Origin of the sequence: Streptomyces sp. NPDC018026, assembly GCF_044327745.1 — a bacterium.
Taxonomy (GTDB): Bacteria; Actinomycetota; Actinomycetes; order Streptomycetales; family Streptomycetaceae; genus Streptomyces; species Streptomyces rubrogriseus.
In genome coordinates this window covers 42,513-60,062 of record NZ_JBIRFY010000005.1, presented here as the reverse complement: position 1 = coordinate 60,062, position 17,550 = coordinate 42,513, and the positions used below count along the sequence as shown (strand labels likewise).

The window sequence follows — 17,550 nt, the reverse complement described above, 5'->3', positions numbered from 1 at the left end:
TGATTGATTCTGCACTCTTGGAGCCCATTTCGATCATCTTCATGCATCACCTCTCTCGTTTCGAACTCTTGACAGGGCCTATATCCGGTCGATTTACTCCCGATCAACGCCGATGCCGTGTGATCGGCGGCAGAGGTACGCCCAGCCGGTAGCTGGCTTCGCGCCAGGAGCCCGGACTGAGTCGCCAGGACGGCCACGCGCGTCCGAGGCGGGGACGTGCCCACCATCCTCCGGAGCTCGAACCATGAGCCGTACACAGGTGCACACCCCCAGGAAGCCGGTACTGGCCGGCATAGGTGCCACCGCCGTCCTCGTCACCGCCGCGGCACTCGTCCCCGGCAGCACCCCGGCCGAGGCGGCGACCTACACCCCGCCCCCCGCCCATGCGGGCTTCGACTACCAGATCGGCGGCGCCTACACCCCGCCGGCCGGTGTCGAGGTGGTCAGCCGCGACCACACGGCCGCCCCCGCGCCGGGCCTGTACAACATCTGCTACGTCAACGCCTTCCAGGCCCAGCCGGGCGCCGAGCAGGACTGGGACGACGACCTGCTGCTGCGCGACGCGAACGGCGACGTCGTCTACGACACCGACTGGGGCGAGGCGTTCCTCGACATCCGCACCGCCGACAAGCGCGAGCGCATCGCCGAGCAGGTCGGCACCTGGATCGACGGCTGCGCGGACAAGGGCTTCCAGGCCGTCGAACCGGACAACTACGACAGCTACACCCGCGCGGGCGACCTGCTGGACGCCGCCGACGCGCAGGGCCTGATCAAGCTGCTGGCGGAGCGCGCGCACTCCGACGGGCTGGCCATCGGGCAGAAGAACACCGTCGAACTGGCCCCGAACCGCGAGCAGAACGGGCTGGACTTCGCGGTCGCCGAGGAGTGCGGCGAGTGGGACGAGTGCGGCGACTACACCGCCGAGTTCGGCGACCGGGTGATCGTCGTCGAGTACACCGCCAAGGGCCTGTCGAAGGCGTGCGCGGGTTTCGGCGACGAGCTGAGCATCGTCCGGCGCGACCTGGACGTGTCGCCGAAGGGCAGCAGCGGCTACGTCCGTGAGACCTGCTGACACCACCCGACGGCCAGTGCAGTCCTTGGAGGTACAGATGGATGCGGTCCGACGCGGCGCACGCCCCTCGCGCCGGGGTGTGCTGCGGGCCGGCGGGGGTGCCGCGCTCGCGGCGGCCGCGGGCACCGCGGTGACCGGCTGCGGGGCCGGTACGGACGACGGCGTCGCGGCCGACGGCACGGTCACCGTCGAGATGTGGCACGGCCAGGCGGACACGGCGAAGAAGGTCCTGGAAGGACTCGTCGCCGACTTCGAGCGGGCCCACCCGAAGATCCGGGTGAAGCTGGGCGGCGGTGTGCTGTCCGACGTGATGCTGCAGAAGGTGACGGCCGCCCTCGCCGCCGGTTCCTACCCCGACATCGCCTACATCTTCGGGTCGGACCTGGCCCGGGTCGCCCGCAGCCCGCAGGTCGTGGACCTGACCGACACGGTCGGGTCGGGACCCGTGCCGTGGAAGAACTACTGGGCGGCCTCCAGGGACGCCGTCACGCTCAACGGCAGGGTCAGGGCCGCCCCCGCGGTGCTCGACTCGCTCGCCGTGGTCTGCAACCGGAAACTGTTCCGCGAGGCCGGTCTGCCGCTGCCGAAGGCCGGCTGGACCTGGCAGGACTTCGTCTCCTCGGCCCGCACGCTCACCGAGTCGGGCCGGGGCCGGTTCGGCACCGGCTGGCCGGGCACGGGCGACGAGGACACCGTGTGGCGGCTGTGGCCGCTGATCTGGGACCTGGGCGGCGACGTCGTGGACGACGACGGCAAGGGCATCGGCTTCGCCGACACCGGCGCGCGGGCGCTGGAGGTGGTGGCCGACCTGGCCCGGGACAAGAGCGTGTACGTCGACCCCAAGCCCGGCAGCGAGCAGATGTACCAGGTGTTCCAGTCCGGCCGCATGGGCATGGTGGTCACCGGGCCGTGGCAGCTGCCGGACATCGAGACCGCCGGGATCGACTACCACGTCGCTCCCCTGCCCTCCTTCAGCGGACGCCCGGTCACCATCTCGGGACCGGACACCTGGACGGTGTTCGACAACGGCGAGGCCCGGTCGAAAGCCGCCCGGACCTTCCTGACCTGGCTGGCCCGGCCCGAGCAGGACGTGCGTTGGGACATCGAGGCCGGCAGCCTCCCGCTCAGCCGCCGCACCGAGGCCCTGCCCGCCTGGCAGGACAAGGTCGCCCGCACCGAGGGCCTGAACGTGTTCACCACGGCGTTGGAGACGGCGCGGGTGCGCCCCGTCCACGCGGCGTACCCGGAGGTCTCGCAGGCGCTGGGGCAGGCGATCGTCGCCGTGCTCCTGGGGCGCAGCAGTCCGAAGCAGGCGCTGCGTGCCTGCGCCGACGAAGCCAACGCCGCCCTGCTCATTCCGCGTTGAGGAGCCACACCGCCATGCCGCGCCTCCCCCGTCCCATCACCGTCGAGGGCCCTCCGCCGGACCCACGGCCGCTGCGCCGCAAGCGCCGCCGCGAAACCGGCACCGCCTGGGCGTTCGTCTCACCGGCGGTCCTGATCGTCCTCGGCCTGAGCATCGTCCCGGTCCTCTGGTCGCTGCTGCTGTCCTTCCAGGCCAGTGACCTGGTGACGCCCAGCCGCTGGGTGGGCCTGGACAACTACCGCGCCCTCGCCCAGGACCCGAACTTCAGCCAGGCGGTCCGCAACACCCTGCTCTACACGGTCCTGTACGTGCCGCTGAGCCTGCTGTTGGGCCTGGCCCTCGCCCTGGTCCTGAACCGGCGCATCCGCTTCGTCGGCCTCTACCGCACCCTGATCTTCGTGCCGTTCGTGCTGTCGGCGACCGCACAGGGCGTGCTGTTCTCGTTCATCCTGGACCCGGAGTTCGGCGCCGCGAACTCGGTGCTGCACCGCCTCGGCGTCTCGTCGCAGGGCTTTCTGTCCGACCCCTCCCAGGCGCTGCTGGTGCTGGTGGCGATCACGCTGTGGAGCGGCACCGGGTTCTGTGTCGTGGTCTACCTCGCCGCCCTCCAGGACGTGCCGCAGTCGCTGATCGAGGCGGCCCGCCTGGACGGCGCCGGGCGCCGGCACCTGCTTCGCCACGTCACGCTTCCCACGCTCACCCCGGTCACCGTCTTCCTGGTGCTGTGGCAGGCCATCCAGTCGCTCCAGGTCTTCGACCTGGTGTACGTCACCACCAAGGGCGGTCCGCTCGGCTCGACCACGGTGATCGTCTACTTCATCTGGGAGCAGGCCTTCAAGAACGCCACGGCGGGATACGGGGCCTCGGCCGCTTACGTCCTGGCCGTCGCGCTCGGTCTGGTCGCCGGGGCCGTCCGCATCGTCCGGCGTCGGGGACGCCACCGTCTCGAAGGGGCCCGATCATGACGGCGACCTCCACCCGGCCGGCCACCGCGAACGCCGTGGCGACGCACCCGGCCGCCGTACGGCGCCGCCCGCGGCTCCCGTTCAGTCCCTGGCATTTGCTGCTCGCGCCGCTCGCGCTGGTCTTCGCCGTGCCGCTGGTGTGGCTGGTGCTCAGCTCGGTGATGAGCAACGCGGAGATCAACCGGTTCCCGCCGGCCCTGTGGCCGTCCGGCATCGACCTCGGCGGCTACCGGTACGTGCTGGGCAACGCGATGTTCCCCCGCTGGTTCGTCAACTCGCTGATCGTCTCCGCCGTCACGGTCGCCGCGAACCTGGTCTTCGGGTCGCTGGCCGGGTACGCCTTCGCCCGGATGCGGTTCGCGGGCTCCCGGGTGCTGATGGGGCTGATGCTGGCCACCATGGCGGTGCCGTTCCAGCTGACGATGATCCCGACGTTCCTGGTGATGAAGAAGCTCGGCCTCATCGACACCCTGGGCGCGCTGATCGTGCCGTCGCTGGTCACGCCGTTCGCGGTGTTCCTGCTGCGGCAGTTCTTCCTCTCGCTGCCCAGGGAGTTGGAGGAGGCCGCCTGGATCGACGGCTGTTCCCGGCTGCGGGTGCTGTGGCGGATCGTGCTGCCGCTGTCGCGTCCGGCGCTGGCCACGGTGGCCGTGCTGACCTTCCTGACCACGTGGAACGACCTGACCTGGCCGCTGATCGCCATCAACCACGACACGCAGTACACGCTGCAACTGGGCCTGACCACGTTCCAGGGGCAGCACCACACCCAGTGGGCGGCCGTGATGGCGGGCAACGTCATCACCGTGCTGCCGGTCCTGCTCGCCTTCCTCGGCGCGCAGAAGACCTTCATCCAGTCGATCACCTCCAGCGGACTCAAGGGCTGACCACCCGCCCTCCGTCCGCCGCCACCCGCAACGGAAAGAACCCCGCATGAGCACCACCGCCCACCCGTCCGCACCCAAGATCACCTTCGTCGGGGCCGGCAGCGTCGTCTTCACCCAGGGTCTGCTCGCCGACCTCTTCGCCTTCGACGAGCTGAAGTCCGCGCACATCGCGCTGCACGACATCGACGCGGAACGCCTGGCCACCGCGCGGGCCGCCGCCGAGTACATCGCCGCCGAACGCGGTGCCCGGCCCCGGGTCACCGCGCACGCCGACCGCCGCGAGGCCCTGGCCGGCGCCGACTTCGTCATCAACATCGTGCAGGTCGGCATGGGCGAGGCGACCCGTACCGACTTCGAGGTCCCGGCCCGCTACGGGCTGCGCCAGACCATCGGCGACACCCTGGGTGTCGGCGGCATCTTCCGGGCCCTGCGCACCTTCCCGCTGCTCAAGGCGCTCGGCGAGGACATCGCCGAGGTCTGCCCGGACGCCTGGCTGCTCAACTACACCAACCCGATGGCGATGAACGTCCAGTACCTCGCCGAGGCGACCGGCCTGACGCGCGTGGTGGGACTGTGCCACTCCGTGTACTGGACGGTCCAGGGCCTGTGCGAGCTGCTGAAGGTCCCCTACGAGGAGGTCACCTACCGGGCCGCGGGCGTCAACCACCAGGCGTGGATACTGCGTCTGGAGCACGGGGGCGAGGATCTCCACCCGCGCCTGGACGCCCTGATCGCCGAGGACCCGCAGCTGCGCCGCCGGGTCCGCATGGACATGTACCGGCGGCTGGGTCACTACCCGACGGAGACCAGCGAGCACTCCTCCGAGTACGTCCCCTGGTACCTGCACCACGACAGCGAGATCGACCGGCTGCGGCTGCCCGTCGGTGCCTACCTCGGCATCGTCGACGAGAACGTGGCCGAGTACGAGCGGACCCGCGACGCGCTGGCGTGCGGCGCGCCGCTCACCGTCGAGGGCACCATGGAGTACGCGCCGCAGATCATCCACAGCATGGTGACCGGCACACCCCGCACGGTCTACGGCAATGTGCCCAACCACGGCCTGATCGAGAACCTGCCCGCTCGGGGCACCGTCGAGGTGCCGTGCCTGGTCGACTCCGCGGGCCTCCAGCCCACCCGCGTCGGTGCGCTGCCCCCGCAGCTCGCCGCCCTCAACCGGGCCTACCTCAGCACCACCGACCTGGTGGTGCGGGCGGCGACGGAGGACGACCCGCGGCACATCAGGCACGCGGCGATGGCCGACCCGGCGACGGCGGCCGCCTTGCGGGTCGAGGAGATCTGGCAGCTGTGCGACGACATGGTCCGGGCCCACGGGGACCGGCTGCAGCCGGGGCTGCGGGGCGTACTCGCCCCCTGAGCCGCCGCCCGGCCGTGCTGGTGCGGCCCCGCGTACGGGGGAGAACGCGGGGCCGCATCAGCAAGCTATCGGAGTAATCGGCCGCCTGCCAGACCCGGCGCGTCCCCCGGCCGGTACGAACTTCCGTACCCGGCCGCCGCCGGCGGGCTCCGCCCCGGGCACGCACCGGGTGCTGTCACCCGACCGGCGGACAGGAGCGTCGCCGGGAGCGGGAAGCGCGGCGAGGGCGCGCGCTGCGGGGCGGGCCGTGCGGCAACACACTGTGGTCATGGTTTGCCCCGATCCGCCGGCGGCGGTGTCACGGCGTTTCCCCGACGGGCCGGCAAGCGTGGCTGCGGCCCGCCGGTTCGTGCGTGCCGCGCTGGACGGCGCCGCCGGTGACCTGGTGGACACGGCCCGGCTCCTGGTCAGCGAGCTGGTCACCAACGCGGTGCTGCACGCGCGCACCGAGGTCGAGGTGAGCGTGGCGCGCCTGGAGGGCCGGGTGCGCGTACGGGTCGCGGACCGGCGGCCGGACCGTGGTCTCGTACCGCAGCGCTGCTCGCCGTACGCCGGTACGGGGCAGGGACTCGCGCTGGTGGAGCAGTTGGCCTCGCGGTACGGGGCGGACGGCGGCGAGGCGGGCAAGACGGTGTGGTTCGAGCTGTGGCACGACGGTCCGCCGCCGCCGTCGGCCGGGTGGGAGACCGCGGTGCCGCCGTGGCCCGCCGAACGGACGGTGACGCTGGTCGACATGCCGACCGCCCTGGAGTCCGCGTGCCGGCAGCACCGGCACGCGGTGCTGCGCGAGCTGACCCTGGCCGCGTCCGCGGGAGACCTCCTCGGGGTGCCGCCCGAAGACCTCGGCGCGGCCAACGACGTCAACAACGTCATCAGCGCCGGTGTGTCGGCCGCGCTGGAGGGACCGGTGCCCGAGTCCGGTCTGCGCGCCCTGCCCCTGCCGCTGTCGGCCGACGCCCTGCCGGCGGTGCGGGCACTGCGCCGCGTACTCGACCTGGCCGAGGCGCGGGCCCGGGAGGAACGGCTGCTCACGCTTCCGGCCCTGCCCCGCGGCCGCGCCTTCCAGAACTGGCTCTTCGACGAGATCGCCGGGCAGCTGACCGGGGGCCGGCCCACCGCGTGGACCGTGGTCCCCCGCGAACCGGAGGTCAGCTCCGCCGAACTCGTCCCGTGGGACGTCGGCCAGGTGCGGGCCAGCAGGATGCCGACCGTCGCCGCCGACGAGGGCAACCGGATCGTGGCGGTGAACGGGGCCGCGGCGGACCTGCTGGGCTGGGACCCGGACGAACTCGTCGGACGCCGCCTCACCGTCCTCATCCCCGAGCACCTGCGCGAGCGGCACACGGCGGCGTTCACCTCGATGCTGCTCACCGGCCGCACCCGCATCGTGGGGCGCTCGGTGCCGCTTCCGGCGCTGCACCGTGACGGCCGGCTCGTTCCGGTGCGGCTGTTCATCCAGACGCAGGAGACGGCCGACGGCCGCACCGTCTTCGTCGCACAGCTCGTCCCGCGGGCAACCACGTTCCTCGACGGGCCGAGGACTCCCGGCAGGATCCGGGAGGCGGCCGTCGGGGAGCCCGACGGAGGCCGGTCGCCCACCGTGCCGCCGACGGCGGCCAGGACGCCCGGCTCCCGGGGCGGCATGTCGGCGCTGGACCGGCTCACCCTGCTGGCCGAACTGGGCGCGCAGCTCAACAACACCCTGGAGCTGGACGAGGGCCTCCAGCGCGCCGGCCGGCTGCTGACGCGGCGGCTGGCCGACTGGTGCGTGGTGGACCTGTTCACTCCCGACGCCCGGGTGGACCGGGCGTGTGTCGTCCACCGCGATCCCCGGGCGCTGCGCCCGGGGGCGTACGAGGGCATGCTCCCCGGGGTCTCCGAGGAGTCGCGCGGCCCGCTGGCCCGGGTGCTGCGGGGCACCGGGCCCCTCCTGCTCACCGGCGCCCCGCAGCCGGGGCAGACCGGCAGCGCGCTGGACCGGGCCTACGCCGACCTGTTCCGGGAGTTGCGGGCGGGCAGCGCCGTGGTCGCTCCGCTGCGGGCCCGCCGCAAGATCTTCGGTGCCCTGACCCTCGCCCGCGCGCCCCGCGGGCGGCCGTTCACGGAGGAGGACCTGGCGCTGGTCGACGACCTGGTGCACAGCCTCGCGCTGGGGGTGGACAACGCCCGGTTGTACCAGGACACCCGCTCCATCGCCGAACGGCTCCAGCGCTCGCTGCTGCCGGTGCTGCCGAAGGTCGAGGGACTGCGTCTGGCCGCCCGGTACGCCGCCTCCTCGACCACCGCGCAGGTCGGCGGGGACTGGTACGACAGCTTCGTGCTGCCCGGCGGGAACACCGCGCTGGTCATCGGCGACGTCACGGGCCACGACCTGGACGCGGCCATCGCGATGAGCCAGTTGCGCAGCATGCTGCGCGGCATCGCGGTGGACCGCGAGGAGCCGCCCGCGGAGGTGCTGCGCCGGCTGGACCTGGCGAACCACAGTTTCCATCGGGAGGCGACCGGCACCTGCGTCTACGGCCTGATCAAGGGGCCTCCGGAGGGCCCCTGGGAGCTGACTCACTCCTCCGCCGGCCATCTGCCGCCGCTGCTCACCACCCGGGACGGCCGGACCCGCTTCCTCGACGGCGGTGCCGGGCTGCTGCTCGGCATGGACCCCGACGCGCCCCGCGGCACGGCCAGTGACGCCCTGCCGGCCCACTCGACGCTGCTGCTGTACACGGACGGCCTCGTCGAGCGCCGCGACGAGGCCCTCGACGAGGCCCTCGACCGGCTGCGCCGGCACGCCGCCGACCTGGCCCGCGAGCCCCTCGACACGTTCTGCGACGAGCTGCTGATCGGCCTGGGGGCGGACAGCGCGGACGACATCGCGGTCCTCGCCGTCCGGCCCTCGCCGCCCTGACGGGGGTGCCCGTTCGGGCATCTCCCGCTGCCTCGGCGGCTCGTGACACCGGAGCGGGGGTGGCGATAGCGTCGCCTCGTGAGCAACACGTCCCGGCGAGCGGCCAGATGAACGACGAGCGGCTGACCGTGGCGCCGACGGCCGACGACACGGACGACCCACGGCAGGAACCGGAGCGGCCGGAAGGCCCCGAGCCCGGCCCCCGGCGGAAGCGCCGCGGACCGGGCCCCGTCACCCTGTTGCTGCTGCCGGCTCTCGTGACCGTCACCGGTGTGGCCGGGCTCCTCGCGCTGGGCGTGCTGCCGGACCCGTGGCCCGACGACTCCGACGCCGCGCCGTCCGCCGCGGCCGACGTCGACCCCTCCTACGTCCCGTGGCTGCGCAAGGCCGCCTCGGCCTGCTCCGTCCTGGAGCCGTCGGTGCTGGCCGCGCAGATCGACCAGCTCTCGGGCTGGAGCGACGACTCGGACGAACTCTCGGGGCAGAAGGGCATCGCCGCGTTCACCGACAGCGAATGGCGGACCTGGGGCAAGGACGACGACGGCAGCGGGCACGCCTCGCCCCGCGATCCGGCGGACGCCATCATGGCGCTGGGCCGGCGGGACTGCTCCCTGGCCGAGAAGGTGACCGGGCTGCGCACCGAGGGCCGGGTCAACGGCGACCTCGTGGAGCTGACCCTCGCCGCGTACGCCGTGGGCCCGGACGCCGTGGCCGGGGAGGGTCGCGTACCCGCGGCGGCGAAGACGTACCTCGCCGAGGTCCAGGCCCTGGTGCCGCGGTACGAGGCGCTGGACCGGGAGGACTCCGCCGACGGCGCGGGCGGACCGGCCGGTGCCCTGCTGACCGCGCCGGTGAGCCCGCTCACCATCACCTCGCCCTTCGGGTCGCGCGAGCACCCGCTGACCGGGGTGACCAAGCTGCACACCGGCGTGGACTTCGCCGCGCCGCAGGGCGCGCAGGTCGTGGCGGCACGGCGGGGCCGGGTCGTGTTCGCCGCGCTCACCAGCGCGTACGGCAACCGGATCGTGATCGACCACGGGACCATCCAGGGCAAGCGGGTGGAGACGACCTACAGCCACCTCTCCTCGCTGGGGACGTCGGTGGGGCAGACCGTGGAGGCCGGTGCCCCGATCGGACGGGTCGGCTCCACCGGCCTGTCGACCGGCCCGCACCTGCATTTCGAGGTCATCCTCGACGGGTACTACACCGATCCGCGCCCCTGGGTCGTCGCGAACGGGGTTTGATCCGGCGGATCGTGTCGAGAACCTCAACATGACCCAGTCGAAGCGCGAGACAGAGCGGAAGTACGAGCCGCCCTCCGGTGGCCTCGCAGGGTTGCCGGACCTCACCGGCGTCGGGCCCGTCGCCTCGGTCACCGCGGCCGGGCCCGAGGAGCTCGACGCCGTGTACCACGACACGGCGGATCTGCGGCTCGCCGGGTCCTCGGCCACGCTGCGCCGCCGTACGGGCGGTCCCGACGCAGGCTGGCACCTGAAGCTGCCGCTCACCGGGGACACCCGCGAAGAGGTGTGGGCCCCGCTGTCGGACGACGTGCCCGCGGCGCTGCGCGAGCTGGTGCTGTCCCGTACGCGGGGTGCCCCGCTGCGTCCGGTGGTGCGGATCCGGTCCACCCGGGCCGTGCGGCGGCTGCACGACGCCGAGGGCGGGGTGCTGGCCGAGCTGAGCCTCGACGAGGTGCGGGCGGACGCGACGGCGGTGGGCGGCGGGTGTGCCGAGTGGGGCGAGCTGGAGGTCGAACTCGCCGAGGGCGTCCACGCCGGACTGCTCGACGCCGTCGAGAAGAAGCTCCGCAAGAAGGGGATCGTCCGGGCCGGCAGTCCGTCGAAGCTCGCCCGGGCGCTGCGGGACACCGGCGTGGGCGAGACGGGTGTGCGCCGGCCGCCCGCCGGAGTGGTCGCCGGGTCCTCCGGTTCGTACGTGCTCTCCTACCTGCGCGAGCAGGTCGGTGTCCTGGTGGGCCTGGACCCGGCGGTCCGCCGCGAGCTGCCCGACGCGGTGCACCAGATGCGTGTCACGTGCCGTCGGCTGCGCAGCTGTCTGCGCTCGTACCGGTCGGTGCTTGACCGGCGGGTCACCGATCCCGTGGCCGGGGAACTCAGGTGGCTGGCGGGCGAGCTGGGGGCCGCGCGGGACCAGGAGGTGCTGCGCGAACGCATCGGCGCCGCGCTGGACGGGCTCCCCGAGGACCTGGTGCTCGGCCCCGTCGCCGCCCGGCTGCGGGTGTGGGACGTGTCCCGGGAGGAGGACGCGCGGTCCCGGCTGCGGGAGACCCTGGGCAGCCCGCGCCAGCTGCGCCTGTTGGACGCTCTGGACGAACTGGTCCGGCGTCCGCCCCTGCGCGCCGGGGCCGGGCGGAAGCCGGCCCGGACCATGGCCCGGGCGGTGCTCAAGGAGTACGGCCGTCTCGCCGGGCGCATGGACCTCGCGCTCGCGCGGCCGGCCGGCCGGTCCCGGGAGACGGAGCTGCACGAGGCGCGCAAGGCGGCCAAGAGGCTGCGCTACGCGGCCGAGGTCGCGCGTCCCGCGCTCGGCAAGCCCGTCGCCCGGCTGGGCGAGAAGGCCAAGGCGGTGCAGCAGTTGCTCGGCGAGCACCAGGACGCCGTGGTCGCCCAGGACACCCTGCGCGGGCTGGCCGTGGCCGCCCACGGGGCGGGCGAGTCGGCGTTCACGTGGGGGGTGCTGCACGGCCGGGAACGGGCCGGTGCCGAAGCCCGGCAGCGGGAGCTGCCCGAGGTGTGGCGGGCGGCGTCCGATCCCGCGCTGCGGGCCCCGCTCGCACACTGAACGGCGACAACTCCTGTGCGGAGTCTTGCCGGATCGAAGCCTCACCACTTAAATCACACCTTGAACTAAGCCGCTGCGCACAGCGGTTGGTCGGTCCTGTCCGCATCCCCAGAAAGCTCACGCATGAGACTGAGATCCATGGGTGTCGCGCTCGTCGCCACGGCGGCGCTCGTCACCCTCCCCGCCCCCATGACGGCCACCGCGGCCGACACTCCCCTCTCCCAGGGCCGTACGGCCACGTCGTCCTCGGCCGAGAACGCCGGAACGCCGTCCGGCAACGCCGTCGACGGCGACACGAACACCCGGTGGTCGTCCGCCGCGAGCGACGACCAGTGGCTCCAGGTCGACCTCGGCGCCACCGCCTCCGTCACCCGGGTCGTGCTCGACTGGGAGGCGGCCTACGGCAAGGACTACAAGATCCAGCTCTCCCAGGACGGGAGCACCTGGACCGACGCGAAGACGGTCACCGGCGGCGACGGCGGCACCGACACCCTCGACGTGTCGGGCCAGGGCCGCTACGTCCGGATGCAGGGCGTCCACCGGGCCACCCCCTGGGGCTACTCCCTGTGGGAGTTCCAGGTCTTCGGCACCACCGGCGGGACCACCCCGGGCGGCTCCTGCGACACCGCCAACGCCGCACAGGGCAGGCCCGCCGCCGCCTCCTCCGTCGAGAACGCCGGAACACCGGCCGCCGCGGCCTTCGACGGCGACGCCGCCACCCGCTGGTCCAGCCAGGCCTCCGATCCGCAGTGGGTGCGGGTCGACCTCGGTGCCGTACGGGACCTGTGCAAGGTGGACCTGAACTGGGAGGCCGCCTACGCCAAGGACTTCCGGATCGAGGCCTCCTCGGACGGGCAGAGCTGGCAGACGCTGAAGAGCGTCACCGGCGCGACGGGCGGCAAGGCCTCCTACGAGGTCAGCGGTTCGGGCCGCTACGTCCGCATCCACGGCACGGCCCGCGCCACCGGCTACGGCTACTCGCTGTGGGAGGTCGCCGTGCACACCGGCACCACCGGCACTCCCCCGGTCGAGGGCGGCGGCGACCTGGGCCCGAACGTCATCGTCGTGGACCCCGCCACGCCGAACCTCCAGCAGAAGTTCGACCAGGTCTTCGCCCAGCAGGAGTCGAACCAGTTCGGCAGCGGGCGCTACCAGTTCCTGCTGAAGCCGGGCACCTACAACGGGATCAACGCCCAACTGGGCTTCTACACCTCGATCTCCGGTCTCGGCCTCAACCCGGACGACACGCAGATCAACGGTGACATCACCGTGGACGCCGGCTGGTTCAACGGCAACGCGACGCAGAACTTCTGGCGTTCGGCCGAGAACCTCGCCATCACGCCGTCCAACGGCACCGACCGCTGGGCCGTCGCCCAGGCCGCCCCGTTCCGGCGCATCCACGTCAAGGGCGGCCTCAACCTCGCGCCCAACGGCTACGGCTGGGCCTCCGGCGGCTACATCGCCGACTCGAAGATCGACGGCACCGTCGGCCCCTACTCCCAGCAGCAGTGGTACACCCGGGACAGCTCGGTCGGCGGCTGGACCAACGGCGTCTGGAACATGACGTTCACGGGCGTCGAGGGCGCTCCGGCGGGCAACTTCGAGACCGGCCCGTACACCACGCTCGACACCACGCCGATCTCGCGCGAGAAGCCGTTCCTGTACCTGGACGGCGACGAGTACAAGGTGCGGGTCCCCGCCAAGCGCACCAACGCGCGCGGCGTGTCCTGGCCCGCCAACGCCGGCGGCACCTCGCTGCCGCTCAGCCAGTTCTACGTCGTCAAGCCCGGCGCGACGGCGGCGACCATCAACGCCGCGCTCGACCAGGGCCTCAACCTGCTGTTCACGCCCGGCGTCTACCACATCGACCAGACCATCGAGGTCGACCGCGCCAACACCGTCGTGCTCGGCCTCGGTCTGGCCACGATCATTCCGGACGGCGGCGTCGACGCCATGCACGTGGCCGACGTCGACGGCGTGCGGCTCGCGGGCTTCCTCATCGACGCGGGTCCGGTGAACTCCGACACGCTGCTGCGCATCGGAACTCCGGACGGCAACGCCGACCACTCCGCCAACCCCACCACCATGCAGGACGTGTTCATCCGCGTCGGCGGCGCGGGCCCCGGCAAGGCCACCGACTCCGTCGTGGTCGAGAGCGACGACGTGCTCATCGACCACACCTGGATCTGGCGGGCCGACCACGGTGAGGGGGTCGGCTGGGAGACCAACCGCGCCGACTACGGCCTCAGGGTCAACGGCGACGACGTGCTCGCGACGGGACTGTTCGTCGAGCACTTCAACAAGTACGACGTCTACTGGAGCGGCGAACGCGGCCGGACCATCTTCTTCCAGAACGAGAAGGCCTACGACGCCCCGAACGAGGCCGCCATCACCCACGACGGCATCGTCGGCTACGCGGCCTACAAGGTCGCCGACTCGGTGAACGAGCACGACGCGGTGGCGCTGGGCAGCTACTGCAACTTCACCGCCGACCCAACCATCGTCCAGCACCACGGGTTCCAGGTGCCGGTCAAGCCGGGCGTCAAAATGCGCAACCTCCAGGTGATCTCGCTGGGCGGCATGGGCCAGTACCGCCATGTCGTCAACGACACCGGCGCGGCCACGTCGGGGACGGACACCGTGCCGTCCAAGGTCGTCCAGTTCCCGTGAGGGACGACGCGCCCCGCTCGGTGCGGGGCGCGTCACCCACCGGGTGAAGGAACCGGCCGCTCAGGCGAGTTGGACGAGGAGGTCGCCGCCCTCGACCTGCTGGATGCGGTTGATGGCGAGCCTGGTCACCGTGCCGGACTTCGGGGCGGTGATGGAGGCCTCCATCTTCATGGCCTCGATGGTGGCGACGGTGGCCCCGGCCTCCACCGCGTCGCCCTCGGCGACGGCGAGGGTCACCACGCCGGCGAACGGCGCGGCAACGTGGCCGGGGTCCGACCGGTCGGCCTTCTCCGTCACGGGGACGTCGGAGGCCGCCGAGCGGTCGCGGACCTGGATCGGGCGGAGCTGTCCGTTCAGGGAGGACATCACGGTGCGCATGCCGCGCTCGTCGGCGTCGCCGACCGCCTGCAGCTCGATGAGCAGCCGGACGCCGGGGTCGAGGTCGACCGTGTACTCCTTGCCGGGGCGCAGCCCGTAGAAGAAGTCCTTGCTGTCGAGGACGCTGGTGTCGCCGTACGAGGCGCGGTGGGTGTCGAACTCGCGGGCCGGTCCCGGGAACAGCAGCCGGTTGAGTGTCGCCCGGCGGTCCTTGCCGAGTCCGGTGCGGTCGTCGGCGTCCAGCTCCGCCACCGGCCTGGCCTCGGCACGGCCCCGCAGCGCCTTGCTGCGGAACGGCTCGGGCCAGCCGCCGGGCGGGGTGCCCAGCTCGCCGCGGAGGAAGCCGACGACGGAGTCCGGGATGTCGAACCGGTCCGGGTCCTGCTCGAAGTCCGCCGGGGAGACACCGGCGCCCACCAGGTGCAGGGCGAGGTCGCCGACCACCTTGGAGGACGGGGTGACCTTCACCAGGCGGCCCAGCATCCGGTCGGCGGCGGCGTACATCGCCTCGATGTCCTCGAAGCGGTCGCCGAGGCCGAGCGCGATGGCCTGGGTGCGCAGGTTGGAGAGCTGGCCGCCGGGGATCTCGTGGTGGTAGACCCGGCCGGTCGGGGAGGCCAGGCCCGCCTCGAAGGGGGCGTAGACCTTGCGGACGCTCTCCCAGTACGGCTCCAGGTCGCCGACGGCCTGGAGGTCGAGGCCGGTGGGCCGCTCGGTGTGGTCGGTGGCGGCCACGATCGCCGACAGCGACGGCTGCGAGGTGGTGCCCGCCATGGACGCCACGGCTCCGTCGACGGCGTCCGCGCCCGCCTGGACCGCGGCCAGGTAGGTGGCGAGCTGACCGCCGGTGGTGTCGTGGGTGTGCAGGTGCACCGGCAGGTCGAACTCCCGGCGCAGCGCCGACACCAGGGTCGCGGCGGCCGGTGCGCGCAGCAGCCCTGCCATGTCCTTGACCGCCAGCACGTGCGCTCCGGCGTTCACGATCTGCTCGGCGAGCCGCAGGTAGTAGTCGAGGGTGTAGAGCCGCTCGGCGGGGTCGGACAGGTCGGCGGTGTAGCAGAGCGCGACCTCGGCGACGGCGGTGCCGGTCTGCCGTACGGCCTCGATGGCGGGCCGCATCTGCTCGACGTCGTTGAGGGCGTCGAAGATGCGGAAGATGTCGATGCCGGTGGCGGCGGCCTCCTGCACGAAGGCGTCGGTCACCTCGGTCGGGTACGGGGTGTAGCCCACGGTGTTGCGGCCGCGCAGCAGCATCTGGAGGCAGATGTTGGGCACCGACTCGCGCAGCGCGGCCAGCCGCTCCCAGGGGTCCTCGGCGAGGAAGCGCAGGGCGACGTCGTAGGTGGCGCCGCCCCAGCACTCCAGGGACAGCAGCTGGGGCAGGGTGCGGGCGACGACGGGCGCCACCGCGAGCATGTCCTTGGTGCGCACCCGGGTGGCGAGCAGCGACTGGTGGGCGTCGCGGAAGGTGGTGTCGGTGACGCCGATGGTGGACGACTCGCGCAGTCGGCGGGCGAACCCCTCCGGCCCCAGCTCGGCCAGCAACTGGCGGGACCCGGCCGGGGGTTCACCGGCGGACACCGTCGGCAGCTTGGTCAGCGGGTCGATCAGCTCGGGGCGCTCGCCGTGCGGCTTGTTCACCGTGACGTCGGCGAGGTAGGTGAGCAGCTTGGTGCCGCGGTCGGCGGAGTGCCGGGCGGTGAGCAGGTGCGGGCGCTGTTCGATGAACGAGGTGGTGACCCGGCCCGCCTGGAAGTCGGGGTCGTCCAGGACCGCCTGGAGGAAGGGGATGTTGGTGGCCACGCCGCGGATGCGGAACTCGGCGACCGCGCGCCGGGCCCGGTTCACCGCGGTGGTGAAGTCCCGTCCCCGGCAGGAGAGCTTGACCAGCATGGAGTCGAAGTGCGCGCTGATCTCCGTACCGGCGTGGGTGGTACCGCCGTCGAGCCGGATGCCCGAGCCGCCCGGCGAGCGGTAGGCGCTGATCCGGCCGGTGTCCGGGCGGAAGCCGTTGGCCGGGTCCTCGGTGGTGATGCGGCACTGGAGCGCGGCGCCGCGCAGGGTGATGTTCTCCTGGGCGAGTCCGAGGTCGGCCAGCGTCTCACCGGCGGCGATGCGCAGCTGGGACTGGACCAGGTCGACGTCGGTGACCTCCTCGGTGACCGTGTGCTCGACCTGGATGCGCGGGTTCATCTCGATGAAGACGTGGTTGCCGTCGCGGTCGACGAGGAACTCGACGGTGCCCGCGTTGCGGTAGCCGATCTGCCGGGCGAAGTTCACGGCGTCGGCGCAGATCCGCTCCCGCAGGGCCGGGTCGAGGTTGGGCGCGGGCGCCAGCTCGATCACCTTCTGGTGGCGGCGCTGCACCGAGCAGTCCCGCTCGAAGAGGTGGATGACGTCGCCCTCGCCGTCGGCGAGGATCTGCACCTCGATGTGGCGGGGTTCGACGACCGCCTTCTCCAGGAAGACGGTGGAGTCGCCGAAGGCGGAGGCGGCCTCGCGGGAGGCGGCCTCGATGGCCTCGCGCAGCTGGGCGGGTTCCTCGACGCGGCGCATGCCGCGCCCGCCGCCGCCCGCGACCGCCTTGACGAACACCGGGAAGCCGACGTCGTCTGCGGCGCGCAGGAGTTCGTCCACGTCGGTGGAGGGCGCGGAGGAGCCGAGAACCGGTACGCCCGCCTCGCGGGCGGCGGCCACGGCACGGGCCTTGTTGCCGGTCAGTTCGAGGATCTGGGCGCTGGGACCGACGAAGGTGATCCCGGCCTCCTCGCAGGCGCGGGCGAGTTCGGGGTTCTCGGACAGGAACCCGTAGCCCGGGTAGACGGCGTCGGCCCCCGCACGGCGGGCGGCGCGCACGATCTCCTCCACGGAGAGGTACGCGCGGACCGGATGCCCCTGCTCCCCGATCTCGTAGGCCTCGTCGGCCTTGAGCCGGTGCAGCGAGTTGCGGTCCTCGTGCGGGAAGACGGCGACGGTGCGCGCGCCGAGCTCGTAGCCCGCACGGAACGCACGGATCGCGATCTCACCGCGGTTGGCGACCAGCACCTTGCGGAACATTCTTGATCCCTTCAGCCTGCCGGGTGACGAGACCATGGTGTCGGCGCCGCCCTCCGTACGCCATGTGAGCCGGGCC

The 17,550-nt window shown here is 72.6% G+C and carries 10 protein-coding genes; 9 read left to right on the top strand and 1 reads right to left on the bottom strand.

Annotated features, from left to right (window positions below; translation table 11 throughout):
• Positions 1-244 precede the first annotated feature (244 nt).
• The 9 genes from ACH4D3_RS17540 (at position 245) to ACH4D3_RS17500 (ending at position 14,039) form a co-directional block, all read left to right on the top strand.
• On the top strand, positions 245-1,072 hold the full coding sequence (locus tag ACH4D3_RS17540) for an endo alpha-1,4 polygalactosaminidase (protein WP_398322911.1): 828 nt from the start codon (positions 245-247) through the stop codon (positions 1,070-1,072).
• A gap of 37 nt (positions 1,073-1,109) precedes the next feature.
• Entirely contained in the window at positions 1,110-2,438 is a 1,329-nt protein-coding gene (locus ACH4D3_RS17535; protein ID WP_398322909.1) for an extracellular solute-binding protein, read from the top strand.
• A 14-nt stretch (positions 2,439-2,452) separates the two neighbouring features.
• Positions 2,453-3,403 (top strand): carbohydrate ABC transporter permease, encoded by a 951-nt coding sequence (locus tag ACH4D3_RS17530; RefSeq protein WP_398322907.1) that lies wholly within the window; start codon positions 2,453-2,455, stop codon positions 3,401-3,403.
• Positions 3,400-4,287, top strand: coding sequence for a carbohydrate ABC transporter permease (locus tag ACH4D3_RS17525; protein WP_398322906.1), 888 nt, complete (start codon positions 3,400-3,402; stop codon positions 4,285-4,287). The genes ACH4D3_RS17530 and ACH4D3_RS17525 overlap by 4 nt, the downstream gene beginning before the upstream one ends.
• Before the next feature lie 46 nt (positions 4,288-4,333).
• Positions 4,334-5,662, top strand: a complete 1,329-nt coding sequence (locus tag ACH4D3_RS17520) for an alpha-glucosidase/alpha-galactosidase (RefSeq protein ID WP_398322905.1) — start codon at positions 4,334-4,336, stop codon at positions 5,660-5,662.
• Between the two features lie 268 nt (positions 5,663-5,930).
• Positions 5,931-8,564 (top strand): SpoIIE family protein phosphatase, encoded by a 2,634-nt coding sequence (locus ACH4D3_RS17515; RefSeq protein WP_398322904.1) that lies wholly within the window; start codon positions 5,931-5,933, stop codon positions 8,562-8,564.
• Between the two features lie 107 nt (positions 8,565-8,671).
• Positions 8,672-9,808 carry a M23 family metallopeptidase gene (locus ACH4D3_RS17510; RefSeq protein WP_398322903.1) on the top strand — a complete coding sequence of 379 codons (1,137 nt, stop codon included), beginning with the start codon at positions 8,672-8,674 and terminating at the stop codon, positions 9,806-9,808.
• A 28-nt stretch (positions 9,809-9,836) separates the two neighbouring features.
• Positions 9,837-11,369, top strand: a complete 1,533-nt coding sequence (locus ACH4D3_RS17505) for a CHAD domain-containing protein (protein ID WP_398322901.1) — start codon at positions 9,837-9,839, stop codon at positions 11,367-11,369.
• A 123-nt stretch (positions 11,370-11,492) separates the two neighbouring features.
• Entirely contained in the window at positions 11,493-14,039 is a 2,547-nt protein-coding gene (locus tag ACH4D3_RS17500) for a discoidin domain-containing protein (protein ID WP_398322899.1), read from the top strand.
• A gap of 60 nt (positions 14,040-14,099) precedes the next feature.
• On the opposite strand, the gene ACH4D3_RS17495 is transcribed toward ACH4D3_RS17500, so the two are convergent.
• On the bottom strand, positions 14,100-17,474 hold the full coding sequence (locus ACH4D3_RS17495; protein ID WP_398322897.1) for a pyruvate carboxylase: 3,375 nt from the start codon (positions 17,472-17,474) through the stop codon (positions 14,100-14,102).
• Positions 17,475-17,550: the final 76 nt, after the last annotated feature.